This is a genomic window from Enterococcus sp. S183_ASV_20 (assembly GCF_018919685.1).
Classification (GTDB): domain Bacteria; phylum Bacillota; class Bacilli; order Lactobacillales; family Enterococcaceae; genus Enterococcus; species Enterococcus faecalis.
This window is the reverse complement of the sequence record NZ_JAHLRI010000044.1, coordinates 1-17,644: the sequence shown is the minus strand read 5'-3', so window position 1 is coordinate 17,644 and position 17,644 is coordinate 1. Positions and strand designations below refer to the sequence as shown.

Below are 17,644 nucleotides of genomic sequence, written 5' to 3'. Positions count from 1 at the left end.
GTTTCAGAATAATTGTCATAGATATGAATATCATAGATACTATCAGTACCCAGTTCGGCTTTTAATTGGTCTAGTACATTAAAAATGTAACGACTATTATAAGTGACAATCGAGATTGTTACCATTTCTTGCATGCTCATTTCTCCTTACTACTGAAACATCGTCTTAAAAAAAAAGCATATGTTTCACACATATACTTTTTTAAGTTTAATGGAATTATATCATAGGTTTACGCTCTCGCAAAGCAACCTAAAGATTTCTTTACTTTCTCTTAGAATGCTTGCCAAGTCGCTTTTTCATTTGCTCCTGACGATATTCACGATTCCCTAAAATCCGTAACAAATACATCAACGGTTGATGTCCTTCGCCAACTAGACCGATTAGTTCAATAAATAGTTCTAAGCCAATTAAACAAAAGACAATTAATAAAATTGATGCTACTGTACTTGAATAGCTGAACAATAAAGAGACAAAGGAAAAAACTAACGCTAATGCATAAATAGTCATGACCGCCCCTTTATGGGTAAAACCTAAAGATAACAAGCGGTGATGCAAATGCATTTTATCTGCTGAGGAAATGGGCTTCTTGTTCAATAGCCGTCGAATAATTGCATAAACCGTATCCGTAATTGGCACACCTAAAATCACCATTGGCGTAATTACCGTAATAAACGTAGCATTTTTCAAGCCCTGTAACGACATTACTGCAATCATAAACCCGAGGAATAACGCCCCGGTATCTCCTAGAAATATTTTAGCTGGATAAAAATTGTATGGGAAAAATCCCGCAATGCTCGCAACTAAAATAAAAATAACAATTGGAATATAGACCGTTTTAGCATGTAGGAAAAAATACCCTGTAATACCAATCGTGGTTAATCCAATAATGGATACGCCTGATGCTAAACCATCCAAACCATCAATTAAATTTACTGCATTTGTAATCGCTAAAATCCACAATAAAGTTAGTGGTAAACTAAACCAGCGTAAATCAATCATTCCAACGACTGGCAACGTCACAAAATCTATCCGAATTCCAGCAACAAAATAAATAACTAATGCTGCTAACAAAATACCGATTGTTTTTTTCATTGGAGTAATCTCTTTAATATCATCAATGAGGCCTGTCAAAACAACCATTCCACCAGCCAAAATAATCGGCCAAATATAATCTTGTGGGATAATCGAACGAAAAATCAATAAACATGAACTAGCAAAAGCAATATAGATTGCAAGTCCTCCTGCTGTAGGCATATTTTTGGTATTGATTCGTCGCTCTCCTGGTGCATCATAGGCGCCAATCCGAAACGCTAGAAGCTTAACAAGTGGTGTTAATAGCAAAGATAAGATAAATGTCATAAATAAACGTATCAAAACTTCATAAATAAATAGTGACATAGTCGAACCCACTTTCTTCTCGTTCAGGGTATATTATACCGTAAACTGAAGCATTTACAAGCTGAAACATGTGTTCTGGCAACGGTTTAGACTTTTTTAAAGAAATCTATTTATTTTTCTTTTTAAACCATCTAAACAAGCGTTGTTCAAAACTTGGTTGTTTTTTTCTTTATCTCCAGATAAGTATTCATCGACGACAGCGTTGACAATTGCTCCTAAAATAATAATCGTGGCAGCAAAATTCAGCCATAACATCAAGATGATAAAACTCCCGATGATTTGATAACTTGCGATTCTAGAACTAAAATATTTTACGTACAAACCAAAAATTTGTGATAATAGCATCCAACCGACTGTCGAAAAAATAGCCCCTGGCAAAATAGAACGTAACGATAATTTCCGATTAGGAACGACCGCATAAATCAAACACATAATCACTAATAAAACAACGGTCGTTAACGGCCATTTTAACGCTTGGAAAGTATCGATCACAGACGTTGAGTAATGGAAAATTGGTTGCAGTAATTCAATAATGTACTGACCCAGACCTAAAATTACTACTACACCAACAATCGCTACCATAAATAACAAAATAACTAAAAATGAGACCACTCTTACGAGAATAAAATTTTTCCTTTGTTCGACACCAAAAGCTTTATTCATCGCGTTTTGTAGTGCATTAATACTTTGACTGGCACTCCAAAATGCTGCTAAAGCGGAAACAGAAAGCAACCCGCCTGAACGTTGAGTCAATAGTGAACGAATCGCTGGTTCTAAGTTCTTATAAACATCTTTCGGAATCGCCTCTGCAATATAAGGCAACACAGAATTAGGGTCGATTCTTAAATAAGGTAAGACATTACCTACCGCAATCAGTAATGGAAACAGCGAGAGTAATAAATAATAGGCAACAACCACTGAGCTGTTGCCTATTTCGGCTGTGACCATGTGACTTTGCGTTGTCTCAATAAAACGCATCAAAGATTGATTCTTTTTGATGTTGTCGAGAAACTTCATCACACACTCTCCTTATTAATAAGTCAATTCTTCGCCTTGTGACGTTAAGATTCTTGGACCTTCTTTCGTAATCGCTAATGAATGTTCATATTGACAACTTAGACCGCCATCTTCAGTATAAGCAGTCCAACCATTTGGGTCCATTTTCATGCGCCAAGTTCCTGTGTTAACCATTGGCTCAATGGTAATAACCATTCCCTCTTTTAAACGTAGTCCTTTACCTGCTTCACCATAGTGAGGAATCATTGGACTTTCATGGATAGTTGGGCCAATGCCATGACCTACAAAGTCGCGAACTACCCCGTAGCCTTCTCCTTCTACATACGTTTGAATCGCATGACCAATATCGCCAATTCTATTTCCTACTTGTGCTTGTTCAATCCCAAGATATAGCGCTTTTTTGGTTACTTCCATCAAGCGATCAATTTCAGGTGTTGATTCACCCACGACATAAGACCAGCAAGAATCAGAGATTGCGCCCTTTAAGTCGACACACATATCTACTTTGATTAGGTCGCCATCTTTTAATACTTTTTTACGAGGAAATCCGTGGCAGATTTCGTCGTTGATACTACAACAAGTAGCATATTTGTAGCCTTCATAGCCAATTTGAGCCGCCACGCCACCATGACTTTCAATAAAGTCTCTCACAAATACTTCAATATCCCAGCTTGTAATGCCAGGTTTAATAAACGTCCGTAAATGACGGTGAACATCCGCTAATAATTCCCCTGATTCATCCATCATTTCAATTTCTCGTGGTGATTTTAATGTAATCATACTATCTCTCCTAAACTTGTTTCATTCAAATTATTTTATCACATTTTTGGCAAAAAAGATTGTTCAAACACCAATTTTCAAAAAGTCCCTTAATAAAAGCACTCGCTAGTCTTTTATAAGAAATGCGCATCTGCTATAATAAGTGACAGAATTGTATGAGGGGGAAGAAAGTTTATGACGTTAGCTAAAATTGTGTATGCAAGCATGACTGGGAATACAGAAGAAATTGCCGACATTGTTGCAGAAGCATTTGAAGATTTAGAATTAGAGGTCGAAATTGATGAGTGTACGCAAGTCGATGCCGCTGATTTTGAAGAGGCCGATATCTGTGTAGTAGCTACATATACGTATGGCGATGGCGATTTACCTGATGAAATTGTCGACTTTTATGAAGACTTACAAGAGATTGATTTATCAGGAAAAATCTACGGCGTTTGTGGTTCAGGAGACACGTTTTATGATGATTTTTGTAAATCGGTGGACGACTTCGAAGCAGTCTTTACTCAAATTGGGGCAAAAAAAGGCGCCGACAGCGTTAAAGTTGATCTAGCCGCTGAAGAAGACGACATCCAACGTTTAGAAGAATTTGCGAAAAAATTAGCAACTGCCGCAGAATAACTACGTTGAAATAAATAAAAAAACACCAGAGAAAAATGGCTAGTTTCCATTTTTCTCTGGTGTTTTGATATTCCTAATTTAAAAATAAAATACTGTAATTTAAAGCTGCCGCAAAAGTAACCCAAAGAATATAAGGAATCATCAACCAGCCACGCGTTATTAATTTATAACGCAAGTAGTCCCACTGTTGAACTATTAATAATAGCCATAACAATGAGATATCAATCACAGATAATAAATTATTTTGTAAAGAAAAAAAGAAAAATGTCCAGAAAAAGTTCGCAATAAATTGTAAAATAAATAGCGTAATCATCCGTTTTTTCTGTTGTTTATTTGGATGAACTAAGATGAAATAAAAAGTAATGCCCATAAAAATATACAACACCAACCACACCGGTCCAAATAACCAGCCTGGCGGAGCAAAACTTGGTAATCTCAACGCTTGATAATATTCTCTCGCATTTACTGAAAATAAGCCCGACAAGAGCCCTAGTCCGGTAATTCCTACAATACTTAGCCATAAACGCTTATCTTTCACTCGGTTCATGTTTTTTGCCCCTTTCTATTTCTCTTCTTTACTGTAGCATGGTTGCGAATAATCTACCATTAATACACTTAACAAAAAAAGACCGTTCTTTTAAGAAACAGTCTTTTGCTGTAACCTCACAGAAGCTATCAGCATGAGGTTACACTTTTTTTTAATTTTTATAGGTCAATATCAATTGGTTCATCTCGTTCAAGAATTGCTTCAATACTATCTTTCATTAAATGAATGATTTGTTCTTCTGAAGGATGGATAATTCCAGAAGTCATCAATGCAGCCACACCAGTAGCGACCACCCATGTTCCCATGTGTAAAGAGTCAATTTGAACATCGTTTAAATTAGCATACTCAGGATCAGCTTTTACCGCTTCAGTAAAATAGTGATAAGAGAATTCTTGCATTTTTTTGCCGCCACCATATTCTTCTAAATAAAGCGCACGGTATAACTTACTTTCACTTGTCGCAAAATGAATATAGTTTAAAGCCAAATCAACAATTGTATTCCCGGTATGTTTTACTGGAAAGACTTCTTTCGCTAAGTATTTATGAATTTTTTGGAATAAAGCATCGCGTAAATCATCCATGTTTTTAAATTCCAAATAAATCGGTTGGGTGGAACATTTCATTTTATTAGCAATATTACGTGCAGTGAACTTCGAAAATCCTTCAGTGGCGACTACTTCATAGGCAGCTGTTAAAATCTGCTCTTTCGTAATGGTTTTTTTTCTTGCCATAATCCCCTATCCCCTTTATTCATTCATATACAACGCTTCCAAATAAATGCTTATGGTTATTGTAACACGATTTTTCTATTATGCAAAATTAGAACAACTCTTTGTACAAAAGTTCACTGAGCGGGAGCACGACAACTTTTACCCCGACTTAAAATAACAGTTGATAAAGGCTTTATTTCGTTGAGTTCCCTGCTCTTCCGTGTTATGATATGAGCAGTCATTACCCATCAAAATGAAGGAGGAATCACGAATGACCTTAGAGAATTTTAATGAAAATCTAAAGAAATATGCACGTTTAATTGCTGAAACGGGTGTCAATGTTCAGGACAATCATACGGTTGTTTTACAAATCAGTGTTGATCAAGCGCCCCTTGCCCGCTTAATTACGGAAGAAGCTTATCGCTTAGGTGCGGCCGAAGTAATTGTTCAATGGAGCGACGAAACCATTCAACGTGAATTTTTAGCTCATGCTGCAACTGATCGTATTGAAAATGTTCCTCAATATAAAATTGATCAAACCGATGATTGGATTGCCAAAGGCGCAAGCCGAATTAGCGTGGTTTCTTCTAATCCTGATGCATTAGCTGGCGTGGATGCACAACGTGTAGCAGCTTTCCAAGCGGCTAATGGGAAAGCATTGGTCAACCTACGAAAAGCAACGCAAGCCAACAAAGTAAGTTGGACTGTTGTAGCGGCTGCTAGTGAAGGCTGGGCAGCTAAAGTCTTTCCAGAATTAGCAACAAGTGAAGAACAAGTTGATGCACTTTGGAATGAAATTTTCAAAACAACACGAATTTATGAAGAAAACCCAGTCATTGCTTGGGATATCCATGATAAAAAATTACAAGAAAAAGCGGCTGAATTAAACGAACAACAATTTACTGCTTTACACTACACAGCTCCTGGGACAGATTTAACGATTGGTTTGCCTAAAAACCATTTATGGGAAGGCGCTGGTAGTTATAACGCGCGTGGAGAAGAATTCATGGCTAATATGCCAACAGAAGAAGTTTTCACCGCCCCAGATAGTCGCCGCGTTGATGGTTATGTCTCTAGTACAAAACCACTAAGTTATGCTGGCACAATCATTTCGGGCATGAAATTTACATTTAAAGATGGAAAAGTTGTTGACTTCTCAGCTGAACAAGGTGAAGAAGCATTGAAAAATCTCTTAGCTATTGATGAAGGTGCCAAACACCTAGGGGAAGTTGCTTTAGTACCTGACCCTTCACCAATTTCACAATCCGGTTTGATTTTTTATAATACATTGTTCGATGAAAACGCCTCTAATCATTTAGCCTTTGGTTCGGCCTATGCCTTCAACTTACAAGGCGGCACGGAGATGAGCGAAGAAGAATTAGCTGAAGCTGGTTTAAATCGTAGCCAAACGCATGTGGACTTTATGGTAGGATCTGACAAAATGAATATTGACGGCATTAAAGAAGACGGGACGATTGTTCCTGTTTTTAGAAATGGCGATTGGGCATAAATTTAAAAAGAAGCAAGCCGTAAAAATAACGGCTTGCTTCTTTTTATTTCAAATAAAAAAAGGCTTCTCAGCCTTGATACGTTCCTTATTCAATCAGACACATGGCGGCACTTGCTTAGTCTTTCAAGCGTATTTTACGACTATTTATAGCCTTGTAAAAACACTGTTAAATCAAGAATATTATAATTTAATACTATATATTTTTTTACAACCTTTTACAACTTTTGCCCCTTTTTTGCCCCTCTATTAATAGCCTTAGCTTTTTGACTCTTTTTTTTTATTATATTTTTATAGTATGGTATAGTTTTTTTACAGCAGTTATTTACATTACTAAATTTATGAATAGATTGAAAGGAATGATTACAAATGAAGAAATCTCTTTCGCTGGTCTTTGCATTATTATTACTAACAGCTTGTACTAATGAAAATACGAAAACAGAAAATACAAAAGGGTCATCAACTACTGTCACTTCTACAGTAAAGAAATCATCTAATTATAGTATAAATGAAAAAAACATACTGTCCACTAACACAACAACTACTTCAACTGCTGACAGAAAATCATCCCAAACTGAAGAAGAACAATCACATACTGAGGATCCAGCTAGTTTGTCTTCTTTTGTTGGTGGCTGGGGTATTCCGCAAAGTGGTAATTTCTTTTTCATTAATCCTGATGGAAAAATGTCTGGATCTGGCCAGCCAAATGGAGTTATTCAGAGTCCTAATTTTCTAAGTAACGCTGACGGAAGCATTACAATGAATTTTATAATTAATAATACCTCTCTCTCATTTACAAAAAACTTAGATGGCACTTTATCTACTGAAAATCAAATCTATAGTTATCTTGGAAACATTACGCTAGAGCAATGGCTTGAACTTAAAAATAAAGGACAAATGTCATCTGAACAACAAACTGGAATCCTAGAAGCATCTTCTCAGACACCTTAAAAATATCCATCATGTTAATTTTTTAAGTCATCTTAGCTGACTCTATCTATTTTTATAATTATATATAGTATATATAGTTTTTTTCATACAACTAGCTGTTGATATTAATAAGTGATTTGTCGAAACAAGAACTATCTAATTACTTGTTTTTAATTAAAACTGGAATTTGAGGTGCTCTTAATTTATAATTAATGTACTGTATAAATATATTTTTGGTAATTTATAGGTTATTTTATTTAACTAGTAAGACTTTTTTCAAAAAAGCTTTTTTCTATTTAGCAAATATATGTTTGTTAGTATAATTTATGAAAAATTCAAAAATTTTTTCAAATTTCAAAACTAAGTAAATTTATATGGTTAAGAAATAAAACGATAGGAGAAAAAAATGAAATATTTTTTTAAAGAAAACAAAGGCTTAGCTATCTACAGCTTTTTGATGGTCTTTGCTACTTATGGTATTAAACTATTTAACAATACTTACGCTATTGATACTATGCACTTAATGACTAACTACAGAGGCTACTTAAAACATTGGGTTTCCATTGGTAGACCAGGATTAGTAGCTTTAAAGCTTTTAACATACAACTATGTAAATGTTTATTTTTTAAATTTGTTAGCTATTATTTTCTTTGCTATCGCCGCTATCTTGTTATGCTATTATGTTGATCTTTCAACTAAGCAGATTTATAACAAAAAGTATTTATATATTATCCCGAGTATTTTTCCAACCAGTCAATTATTTAGCGAACAATTTTACTTCGTCCTACAAAATTTTGAATTTTCATTAGGTATCTGTTTGGTTATACTTTCTCTCATTACTATTTACCATATTCCCAATAAAATTTTTAAATTATTTGGCTTTTTGTTATTGACGTTTACACTTACTATGTATCAATCATTCTTTGTATTTGCGTGTACCTTAATTTTATTCAAAATTTTAATGGCATTGTATTTTGCTCAGTTAAATGATCTTAAAATTTCTTTTAAAGACTATGCCTTCAAAATCGGCCATTTTATTCTACTAGCTATTTCATCTCTCGTTCTATCTCAACTAATGGCGATGTTAGCGAAAAAAGTTTTAAAAGTTGAAAGCTCCTATCTAGATAATATGATTCTTTGGGGCAAACGTCCCTTTATAGATTCTATCAACGATATTAAAGATTACGCCAAAGAACTATTCTTCCCTCCAGTCGGAGACACTTTTTTTACACCGCTGTTTTTGATATGTGTTCTTTTACTGGTCATTGTATTAATTAATATGTCCTATCTAAAACGCAAAAATGTTTTTTTCATCTTTATTACCTTGTTAGGTATTCTAATCACTCCACTCATGTTTACAATTTTAGGTGGAAAACGTCCAGCAATTAGAGGTGAAGTACCTAACTTCCCTGCTGTTTTAGCGTTATTACTCGTCTTTATTATGATTTACTGGGGATACAACTTTGTGCTTAAACATTTATTAATTGGTATAGTAATTCTCTTTACTTTTATTCAAGTTCGGGAAACAACCAACCTAGAATATTCTGAGTATCTAACAGCGGAAGAAGATTTACGTACTGCTGAAATGATTACAAATAACATTTATTCAATGGAAATTGAAAATCCTGAATCCTATAAACTTTTAATGTATGGAAATCGTTCTCCTCGGAATGTTTCGAATATAAAAGGTGAAACAAACGGTGTTTCATTATTTGAATTCATGCCTAACTCGGTGCATACTAGTTTAAATACTTTACTCTATATGAAAACATTTGGATTAAATTTTAATGATCCTACACCAGAAGATTTTGAAAAACACAAAGCTTTACAAGCGGAAATGAACGTCTGGCCTAGTAAAGATTCCATCAGAGTGGTAGATGATTGTATAATTGTTAATTTATCAAAATAAATTTCAAACTTCTGTTAATAAAAATAACCCTATTCTATCAGGAATAGGGTTATTTACATAAAATCATTTCACTACTGGAAACATTGCCTCTAGTCGAATATACCATGGCGAAGTTTTAGGCCAATCTTTTTTATAATATACCGGGATTTCTTTTCCATTGTTTTTACGATATAGCTCTTTAACAATATTAACTTCATCATTATGATATACTCGTCGTGTATTGACCCCATTACAAAACATCATTGTAGTTGCTGAGCCATTTATATCTAAAGCTCCAGTATTCGGATTAATTGGTCGTTCATATAAACATTGCATAGTTGTCAGTCCTCCATTATTAGTAATTTCTTCAGTACTTGCATCAATTTGTGCAAGTTTACCAGGATTTTGTTTGTTTATTGAATTATAAGTTGGTATTAACATATTAAAATAATTTTGATAGCCTGTCGCGGCATAGTCTGAATTTGCTCCACCTATGCGAAATAAGCCTTTACAGTATTCTTCAATTGAATTTGCACCTTCAACATTATATAAGCCATTTCTTTTTGATAATACAAATGCATATGCTTTAAAAAAATCGTTCATGGTTGCAAAATGAATATAATAACCACCTTCACCAACTGGTCTTGCTGATCCACGACTCATATTAATTCCTAAATCAGCTGGAACGCTAAAAGGTTCTGAAATTCCTGCCCAATTATTGTCTTTACTTCCAACAATTGAAATGCTTGGATCTCCCCAATGACTTTCAATAAACATTTGTGCAATCATAAAACTTGGCTTGATATTATATTTTTTTCCAGCAGAAATGATTAGACGAATATTTGATTCTGAAATGCTTTTTCCTGCATTTAATAAAGCTCCGCCTGTATAAATTCCACCATTGCCACCGTTATTACTAGAGTCTCTGCCAGATCCATCTAAATTAATTACTTCTCGTGGATTGATTCTCTGCCATTTACCACCACGCCATACTTCAAAATGAAGATGGATACCTGTGGCACCCCCAGTTGCTCCACATAATCCAAGAACCGTTTGATTTGTTACTTGTTGTCCTACTGATACATTTATAGTTGCTAAATGTCCATAATAGGTCCAGTAGTTATCCATATGTCTGATAACAATGTAATTACCACCAATTGGATGATTTGGTACTACCTCTTCTACTGTCCCAGATTTAGCTGAATAAACAGGTGGATTAGTACCTGCTTTTGGAGCTAAGTCAATGCCTCCGTGAATTCCTGCTTGCCCTCCGCTCAAATAATCAGGTTCATCCCATTCTTGAGTTGCTTGATAAGAAACAGCAAGAGGACTTAACCATGTGTCTGCCATAATTCCCCTCCTTAATATTCTGTCCATGCGTCCATGGAGAACATATGTCCTTATCTAAAGTCTACAACTAAATACACTTTTTTTTTGCTCAAACTTCTAGCCAACCTAATTGTCGTGCTAATTCCTCTAAGAATTCACTATCCCTTCTTTTAATCGTTGATAAACTTAAATAAGTTTCATAGGCCACAATTTCATTCTTTTTACGTGGATAGCCATTTTTATACTTAGAAATAAAAATATCACGTACATCCGATGTTGCATCTGATAAAACCTCTTCAACTGTATTTAAAAAAAACTTATGAAAAACTATTTGGTTCAAACTTATTTTTTCATTTGACTTTTCTTCAAAGTATAAAGAAAAAGAAGATTGGGGGTAAACTAATGCATCTTCATACTTTTTCAATTGTTTTTCTATTTTTTTATAATCACATAATAATTGACGAATATGTTTTTTTATTTCTGATTTCATACTACCACTCTCCTAATAAATTAATGTTTGCCCTGGATAAATCAAGTTAAGATTAGTTAACCTGTTTCGTTGTGCTAAAGCTTGGTATGTCGTACCAAGCTTAGATGCAATACTTGATAAATTATCACCGTATTGAACTGTGTAAACATTGCTTACTACTGATCCATTTACTTTCAAAGTTTGTCCAGGGTAAATAAGATTTGGATTAGCCAACCCATTTAGCGAAGCTAAGGTTTGATAGTCAGTACAGTATTGGTAAGCAATGCTGGATAATGTTTCACCATATTGCACTACGTGAGTAGATTCTGGTTGCTTATCGGGAACAATTGTTGCATCTGGCAATAATTCAATATCGCCTTTGCTAATCCATGACAGGATACCTTCTAACAATACTCTGCTTCCAGTTACTTCTTGCACTTTGTAGTTGTTTCCTTTTACCCAATCTGGAATAGCTTCACCAGTTGCCCATGCATCTACATTAAATTTCACTTTAACTGTGTCGCCGACTTTAACATCTGAATTCGGTATTTTTTCGATTTCTTCACCTGCATCTGTTGCTGGCGTGTCCGTTTCTGGTTTATTGGTATCTGTATAACCACTATCCGTAATTCCTGTTAAATCTACGTTACCATCTAAGCCGCCTGCAATATAAGTAGATGTAAATTGCCAAATTGCAATACCATCCATACTTGGAAAATAGTCATACAATGGACTTGGTGTTACTTCATAACTAGGATATGCAGCAATCCATAAAGAGTTAGGAAATTCTTTAATAATTTGCTGATAATCTACATATTGCAATGTAAAAGGTTTGTATGAATAATACATTGGCGTGTAACCTGCTTGTTTGATGCGGCGCATACCATACAAAATCGTTTCTGTATTTGCGTTTACATCAGAATTAGCGCCATGCTCAAAGTCTAAAGCAACAATGGAATTTTTAGGCGTTTGAATACGTGGTAAGAAGTAATCCATCGTTGTTTTCGCAATATCCATGTTTCCCCAAGTGTCATACCAAATATAGGTGTGTGCTCGTTTTCCTTGAGCAATGGCACTTGCTACTTGCGTTTTATAGGTATACTGCTCGTAAATACCACTAGCATTGTAGCCGCCAATTTGAGCGATAGCGAATTTATCATGTGCATAACCAAAACGCCCTTGATCACCTTGATAAATGGCCCAATCAACACCTTGATCACCCTTTGCAGCAAATACATTTAAAGGCATAAAAAATAGAGCGATTAACGCTCCCACTAAAATTTTCTTTTTCATTCGTTTACTCCTTGTCTTTTAAATTATATGCTGACACACCAGTTACTACTCCTAAAAAAGTTGCAATGGCATTGATAGTTAAAACAGCCATATCTGTTTGCTGCCATCCATAGGCTTTGCCTAGTGTGGCAACCAAAACAGAACTTGCAGGAAGCACAGTAAGCACTCCCCATTTAATGATTTTGTAATACTTGTCTGGTAATATCATTTTTTTGCTCCTTTCAATTCTATTATGTCATGTTCCGCTTCTTGCATTCGACCTTCTAATTTAAAGGTTCTTTCAATTACCCCATTATGTTTTTCTACTTTCTTTTCTAGCTGTTCAATCCTGTAAGCTGTCAAATTGGCACTAGCTACAACTCCAATAAATGCACCAAATGTACTGCCTACTAATCCTATTACAGCAACTACAATTTCATTTGACAAAACAATTCCTCCAATAATAAAAACCGCTTAGCTTTTTGCTAAACGGCTTCATTTTAAAATTCAATACCTATACTAATTCTGTAATACGCATCGACGATAATTGAGTATAGTCAAGTTGCTTATCTGCTGCTAATTCTAAACGAAACGCAAAATACTCGCCTTTTTTTAGTGTAACGTTTAAGTCAAAGGCTGCGACATTTTGATAATTCAAACCGCCAACAGCTCCGACTGCCGCTCCAATACCTAAGTCACTTGCCCCAGCATCTAGTCCCTTATCTATATGAGTATAAGCATATAGAACACCTCTCGAACCGCCAACTTGATATTTTACAGTTCCACTTACATTTAACTTGCAGTCTCTAAGCACTTTTGCTTGCCATCGACCACTATTCCATTCTAAGGGATTGCTTTTCATAGATAATCCAAGTCGATTACCTACGTTGCTAAATTCCGGCCCCAAACTGTACCTCGCTTTATTTTTGAATCCAGCATGATTAGTGCCAGGCAAATACCAAGCTTCAAAAGGTTGTTCTTTTTCCACAAGCATTTTATTCCATGGTGTCCAAGCCGCTGGACTACCTTGACGACTACGGGTGTATGTTGCACCTTTATACATATACGTTTGACTTACAAATGTATTATCAGCATAAACAACTAAAGCACCATAAGCTGCACCCGAATAAGGTCTGTTTGCTCCAGAAGCTCCAAAAACGGTGTAAATACCTGCATCTAGAATTTTATCCCAATCTTGCGAGTTAACAACTGTTTTTTTAGCAACAAACAATCCATTTTCTGCTTCAGTTTTGTTAATAAATAGATCAGTAGAATCCGTCTTGCTATATGCTCCCACTTGCTCAGCTGTCACTTGATGTGGATTTTCTTTATCGTCTACATGATCATTTAATTGTTTTGATTTAACAAACCCACTTTTTTCTAAAACGTTTTGGACATTAACACTAATTTCTAATTGAATAGCTGAATAGTCTATATCTAAATTAGCTGTTGTTACTCCATTCGATGGATCTGTATAATTAATTAGATATATAACCCCTTCGCTAGTAATGAAATTTTTGTCTGTTATTTGCGCTGATATATCTTTATACTCTCCAGCGCTTTCTTGGATTTGAGTTGCCCATGAATCTGTTAACTCAATGTAAGTAGAAACTTTAATTGTTTTGTTGTTTGGCGAAGTTGCTTTAGCACGTTCGCTAATAGTGAACGCTACAAAGCTATCTTTTAATAAAGATACCGCTTCTTCTTGATTTAATCCTTCGAAAATTTGAGGAATTAATTTTTTTGCAGCTTCTAAAGCATTGAATGAACCTAACTGTTGTGGGATAACTCCAGTTTGTGTTGAACCACTACTTACTCCAGAATCATCACGGCTTACTAATTTATTGTATTCTGCTTGAGAAACTTCATTCCATATATCTTTTGGTTTTTTTAGCGATTTAGCAGTTACATCCGTAAAATATTGATGCGCATTAGTTGCTGTATTACCTGCCGTTTTCCCAGAAAAATCCATAGGAATTTTTACATTTGTTGTTCCTGACAGTAATGATACACCTTCCGCTTTAGTCATACGATCGTTAAAATCAACCAGTAATCGAGTCGCTAATGTCGGTTGCGTTACTCCTTGAGTATCTGTTCTAGCTTGTACGATTTCAGGGTTACTATCACCTGCTTCACCGACCAACTTGTCAAAATCATTTCTTAGAGCATCGAATTCTTGTTTATTATTATTTGCCGTTGAAACTGCATTTCCTGCAATCGTAATTGCCGTATTAGCATTATCCATCGCTTGATTCGCCGTTGCATTTGCTTGAGCCCCTGCTTCTTCAGCAACTTTGATTGCCTCTTTACCAGCGGTATCAGCTATTTTCTTTGCATCATCAACACCGTTTTTTAATTCTTCTTGATACGCATCTACTTTTTCAGATGAAGCGTTTGATTGATCCAAGATAGCATTAATTTTAATTCGACCTTGATTCAGCGTATCTGTTTCTTTGATTTGTTCAATAGCCATATCCATCACTCCTATTCTGCATTAATGTATTCAATCGTGGCTTTTTGTAAAATACGATTTCCTATCTTGATGAATGGCGAACTATTATCAATCAGTTCTGCAAAATAATCATCTAACGTTTTACCTGATTCATCATTAATTATAAATTCTTCTTGTTTGCTAATTAGTTTTACTGTTAATCTCATTTAAAATTGTCCTCCTAATTGTGATTGTATAAAAACACGACAAATAACTTGCGCTTCGATTCGTGCAAGTTTGTTAGGTATTATCTTGATTGTATGATTACCTCTAGAGATTTTACCGCCACTAGTTTTCCTAAGGTAATTAACAATGTTTAGTCTTTGTTGGCTAGTATCGTGTACTGGAATGGTGGTACCATCTACAACTATATCAACACTAGTTGCGCTACTTGGTGCCTCATAAATTCCCCATTCTAATGGATGGCTATGATCAGGTAAAGTAATTTGGTGTGTATGTGCCGGTATTCTTACTTGGTGGCTATGGCTAGGAACTGATATGCTGTGAGTATGGTTTGGTATAGAAATATTAAAATTGTGACTATGGTTAGGTGTATTCACTGTGTGGGAATGTGCCGGTGTAGTCACATTATGAGTATGATTACCTGAGCTCGTCTTTGTGTACCAATCTGTTGATGCAGTCGACATTAGTCTAAATCTCATACCTGACCCCGCATCCATTTCTCGATAAAATGCACTTGATTCAGTGCTACCATTATTAGTTGCAACCAGGTGATTATGATCTCCACCTGCTGAACTTGTTTGTGAGCTTTGACCATTTACAGAACTGGATTGAATGCTACCTCCTCCTCCACCTGTGGTGGATCCACTAGAATAGCCTCCTCCAGCTGAACTTGAAACGACACTTCCGCCACCAGCTGAACTCGTTTGTGTTGAAGCTCCACCAGCTGAAGTACTTTTAACCGTAGCTCCGCCTCCTTTTACGGCTTTTGTGTAGCCACGATAGCGCTTAGTTTTAAAAGTCAGTTCTACAGTATTTACATGAAATACATCATCATCTAAGAAGAATTCAATTTCTGCTGGGTAGGCCTTTTCGCAGTTATCTTGATAACTATAGTTCAAAATATTCGTTGCACCTTGCGAGTATGTCTCATTTATTTCCTGTTTACGTTTCAAATCAGACATTGTCGTAGTAAAATCGTCAGATAAATTACCAAGCTCTAGCTGAATATCTTGTGGGGCACCGAATACATCCTGTTTTGTCTCTTTTTTAATACGTAAATTTATACTTCCAAAGTCATCTGTGTTAATCATAATCACAGTTCCTTGTCTTAACTTATCAATGCTTAAAGGTTCATCTGTTAATTTCAATAAATCAGCCGCAGTCACATCCCAAGAAATTTTAGGCTGTGCCCATTTTTTTAACATGTTGATTGCATTGTCTTTTAAAGCTTGCGGAACTGTGAATCGTTGGTCCACCCAAACATATTCAACTAAACCGTGATCTTTTATCGACTGTGAATCTTCTACATAAGGGACATTTTTATTCACTGATTTTATATTTATCTGATTGACGCCTTCACCAGCACCTAAAGGATAAACTCGATTAACTAAATTGTTAGGATCTCTTTCAATCTCAAAACCTTGCATGTTATATCCTTCTTGAATACGAGCAACAGGTTCTTTTGGTGGCTTCACTAAAGATAATTCGAATGGATAAACTTTGGTATTCCATTGCCACATGTAGTCTTCATCAAATGCTTGAGGAATACTAAACAAGGCATCAGCGAGACCATTTTCATTTTCCCATGCATAACTAAAATACCGAGTGAATTCACATTTTTTTAAAACCCAGTGTTTTGACCTTTGTTTATTCAAAAGATAGTTAATAACATCAACCGTTTTTCGATTCACTAGTTCATGATAACCAAAAAGAACTGTGTCTAGCAAAGTACACAGAGCTTCATTTGCCGTATACGTGATTGAATTGTTACTAGCATCTTTGCGAACCGTTGAAGGCATAACACGGTATAATCCTATATATTCATTTTCATTATCTGTTAGTTCAACCCATAACATTTCTTGCAAAAATTCATTTTTAGGATCATCCAACGGCATTGAAAATTCTAGATTCCCTATTTGGTTTTCAATTTTTTCATATCCAACATTATAAGCGTTATCTAAAACTGCCGTATATTCTCTTTTTAAATCCATTGCCATCAACATATTTTAGCAACACCTCCTATAAGAAACGATTTGGATATCGAATAGTTAGATTAAAAGTACTATCTTTCGCTTGGATGTATAGTGGCTCATTTGGATAAATATAAAAATCGTTCATAGGACGAATCATTGGCTTCCCGTTTTTCGTAATATTAAACTGTTCTGTATCAATCACTATTTCTGATTTATCAAAATCACCAATATCAATAGTATCACTTCTAGTTTTTATCCACACGCCTCTACCAGTACCTTTTATAGTAATAATCGGTTTTACTTTTAACCCTTCGACAGTTGGATATATTTCAATCGGCTTCACTTCTTGACCATTATCTCCCATTAGATAGGAACGGTTTTGAAAAGTAATCATGGTTGAACCCCAATACGCCCCACCTTCAATAACAATAGGTAAGTCAACAGCCCCTGATCCAGTATTACCCATAAGATAGTTAGCCTGAAACGTTATTTCTGTTGAACCCCACATAACACTAGTAGCATCGCTTCGAGT

Annotated in this window: 16 protein-coding genes and 3 pseudogenes; 4 read left to right on the top strand and 15 right to left on the bottom strand. The window is 35.3% G+C overall.

Going from position 1 to position 17,644, the window contains the following annotated elements; translation table 11 throughout:
- The 4 genes and pseudogenes from KQI94_RS16585 to map form a co-directional block, all read right to left on the bottom strand.
- Nucleotides 1-140 (bottom strand): annotated as a pseudogene (locus KQI94_RS16585) (glycosyltransferase family 2 protein); the annotation flags it as partial.
- Nucleotides 141-261: 121 nt separating this feature from the next.
- Nucleotides 262-1,398 (bottom strand): MraY family glycosyltransferase, encoded by a 1,137-nt coding sequence (locus tag KQI94_RS12175; protein WP_002366956.1) that lies wholly within the window; start codon nucleotides 1,396-1,398, stop codon nucleotides 262-264.
- Nucleotides 1,399-1,504: 106 nt separating this feature from the next.
- Nucleotides 1,505-2,415: pseudogene (locus tag KQI94_RS12170) on the bottom strand (YihY/virulence factor BrkB family protein).
- 15 nt (nucleotides 2,416-2,430) lie between these two features.
- Nucleotides 2,431-3,195 carry a type I methionyl aminopeptidase gene (map, locus tag KQI94_RS12165; RefSeq protein WP_002356886.1) on the bottom strand — a complete coding sequence of 255 codons (765 nt, stop codon included), beginning with the start codon at nucleotides 3,193-3,195 and terminating at the stop codon, nucleotides 2,431-2,433.
- 174 nt (nucleotides 3,196-3,369) lie between these two features.
- Here map and KQI94_RS12160 point away from each other — a divergent pair, with 174 nt between their 5' ends.
- Complete coding sequence (locus KQI94_RS12160) at nucleotides 3,370-3,813, top strand: flavodoxin (RefSeq protein ID WP_002369088.1); 444 nt, start codon at nucleotides 3,370-3,372, stop codon at nucleotides 3,811-3,813.
- 73 nt (nucleotides 3,814-3,886) lie between these two features.
- On the opposite strand, the gene KQI94_RS12155 is transcribed toward KQI94_RS12160, so the two are convergent.
- Both KQI94_RS12155 and KQI94_RS12150 read right to left on the bottom strand, forming a co-directional pair.
- Entirely contained in the window at nucleotides 3,887-4,360 is a 474-nt protein-coding gene (locus KQI94_RS12155; RefSeq protein ID WP_002356884.1) for a TspO/MBR family protein, read from the bottom strand.
- Between the two features lie 158 nt (nucleotides 4,361-4,518).
- Complete coding sequence (locus tag KQI94_RS12150) at nucleotides 4,519-5,091, bottom strand: TetR/AcrR family transcriptional regulator (RefSeq protein WP_002356883.1); 573 nt, start codon at nucleotides 5,089-5,091, stop codon at nucleotides 4,519-4,521.
- Between the two features lie 250 nt (nucleotides 5,092-5,341).
- On the opposite strand from KQI94_RS12150, the gene KQI94_RS12145 reads away from it, so the two are divergent.
- The 3 genes from KQI94_RS12145 (at nucleotide 5,342) to KQI94_RS12135 (ending at nucleotide 9,416) form a co-directional block, all read left to right on the top strand.
- The gene (locus KQI94_RS12145) at nucleotides 5,342-6,580 is read left to right on the top strand and encodes an aminopeptidase (protein WP_002362125.1); all 1,239 of its coding nucleotides are present in this window, start codon (nucleotides 5,342-5,344) and stop codon (nucleotides 6,578-6,580) included.
- 366 nt (nucleotides 6,581-6,946) lie between these two features.
- On the top strand, nucleotides 6,947-7,528 hold the full coding sequence (locus KQI94_RS12140) for a DUF4950 domain-containing protein (protein ID WP_002369085.1): 582 nt from the start codon (nucleotides 6,947-6,949) through the stop codon (nucleotides 7,526-7,528).
- Nucleotides 7,529-7,913: 385 nt separating this feature from the next.
- Nucleotides 7,914-9,416 (top strand): glucosyltransferase domain-containing protein, encoded by a 1,503-nt coding sequence (locus tag KQI94_RS12135; RefSeq protein WP_002369084.1) that lies wholly within the window; start codon nucleotides 7,914-7,916, stop codon nucleotides 9,414-9,416.
- A 63-nt stretch (nucleotides 9,417-9,479) separates the two neighbouring features.
- Here the strand turns inward: KQI94_RS12135 and KQI94_RS12130 are convergent, their stop codons facing one another.
- The 9 genes and pseudogenes from KQI94_RS12130 to KQI94_RS12090 all read right to left on the bottom strand — a co-directional run.
- The gene (locus KQI94_RS12130) at nucleotides 9,480-10,745 is read right to left on the bottom strand and encodes a peptidoglycan DD-metalloendopeptidase family protein (protein WP_002388981.1); all 1,266 of its coding nucleotides are present in this window, start codon (nucleotides 10,743-10,745) and stop codon (nucleotides 9,480-9,482) included.
- Nucleotides 10,746-10,833: 88 nt separating this feature from the next.
- The gene (locus KQI94_RS12125; RefSeq protein ID WP_002369082.1) at nucleotides 10,834-11,214 is read right to left on the bottom strand and encodes a hypothetical protein; all 381 of its coding nucleotides are present in this window, start codon (nucleotides 11,212-11,214) and stop codon (nucleotides 10,834-10,836) included.
- 12 nt (nucleotides 11,215-11,226) lie between these two features.
- Entirely contained in the window at nucleotides 11,227-12,486 is a 1,260-nt protein-coding gene (locus tag KQI94_RS12120) for a GH25 family lysozyme (protein WP_002369081.1), read from the bottom strand.
- A 4-nt stretch (nucleotides 12,487-12,490) separates the two neighbouring features.
- On the bottom strand, nucleotides 12,491-12,694 hold the full coding sequence (locus tag KQI94_RS12115; RefSeq protein ID WP_002369080.1) for a phage holin: 204 nt from the start codon (nucleotides 12,692-12,694) through the stop codon (nucleotides 12,491-12,493).
- On the bottom strand, nucleotides 12,691-12,912 hold the full coding sequence (locus KQI94_RS12110; protein WP_002369079.1) for a hypothetical protein: 222 nt from the start codon (nucleotides 12,910-12,912) through the stop codon (nucleotides 12,691-12,693). Before KQI94_RS12110 ends, KQI94_RS12115 begins: the two co-directional genes overlap by 4 nt.
- Nucleotides 12,913-12,979: 67 nt before the next feature.
- Nucleotides 12,980-14,938, bottom strand: a complete 1,959-nt coding sequence (locus KQI94_RS12105) for a pyocin knob domain-containing protein (protein WP_253296175.1) — start codon at nucleotides 14,936-14,938, stop codon at nucleotides 12,980-12,982.
- Between the two features lie 11 nt (nucleotides 14,939-14,949).
- A complete protein-coding gene (locus KQI94_RS12100) occupies nucleotides 14,950-15,123 on the bottom strand; it encodes a hypothetical protein (protein WP_002369077.1) in 174 nt (57 codons plus the stop codon).
- Nucleotides 15,124-17,142 (bottom strand): phage tail protein, encoded by a 2,019-nt coding sequence (locus KQI94_RS12095; RefSeq protein ID WP_002389851.1) that lies wholly within the window; start codon nucleotides 17,140-17,142, stop codon nucleotides 15,124-15,126.
- 16 nt (nucleotides 17,143-17,158) lie between these two features.
- Nucleotides 17,159-17,644, bottom strand: a pseudogene (locus KQI94_RS12090) (phage tail protein); the annotation flags it as partial.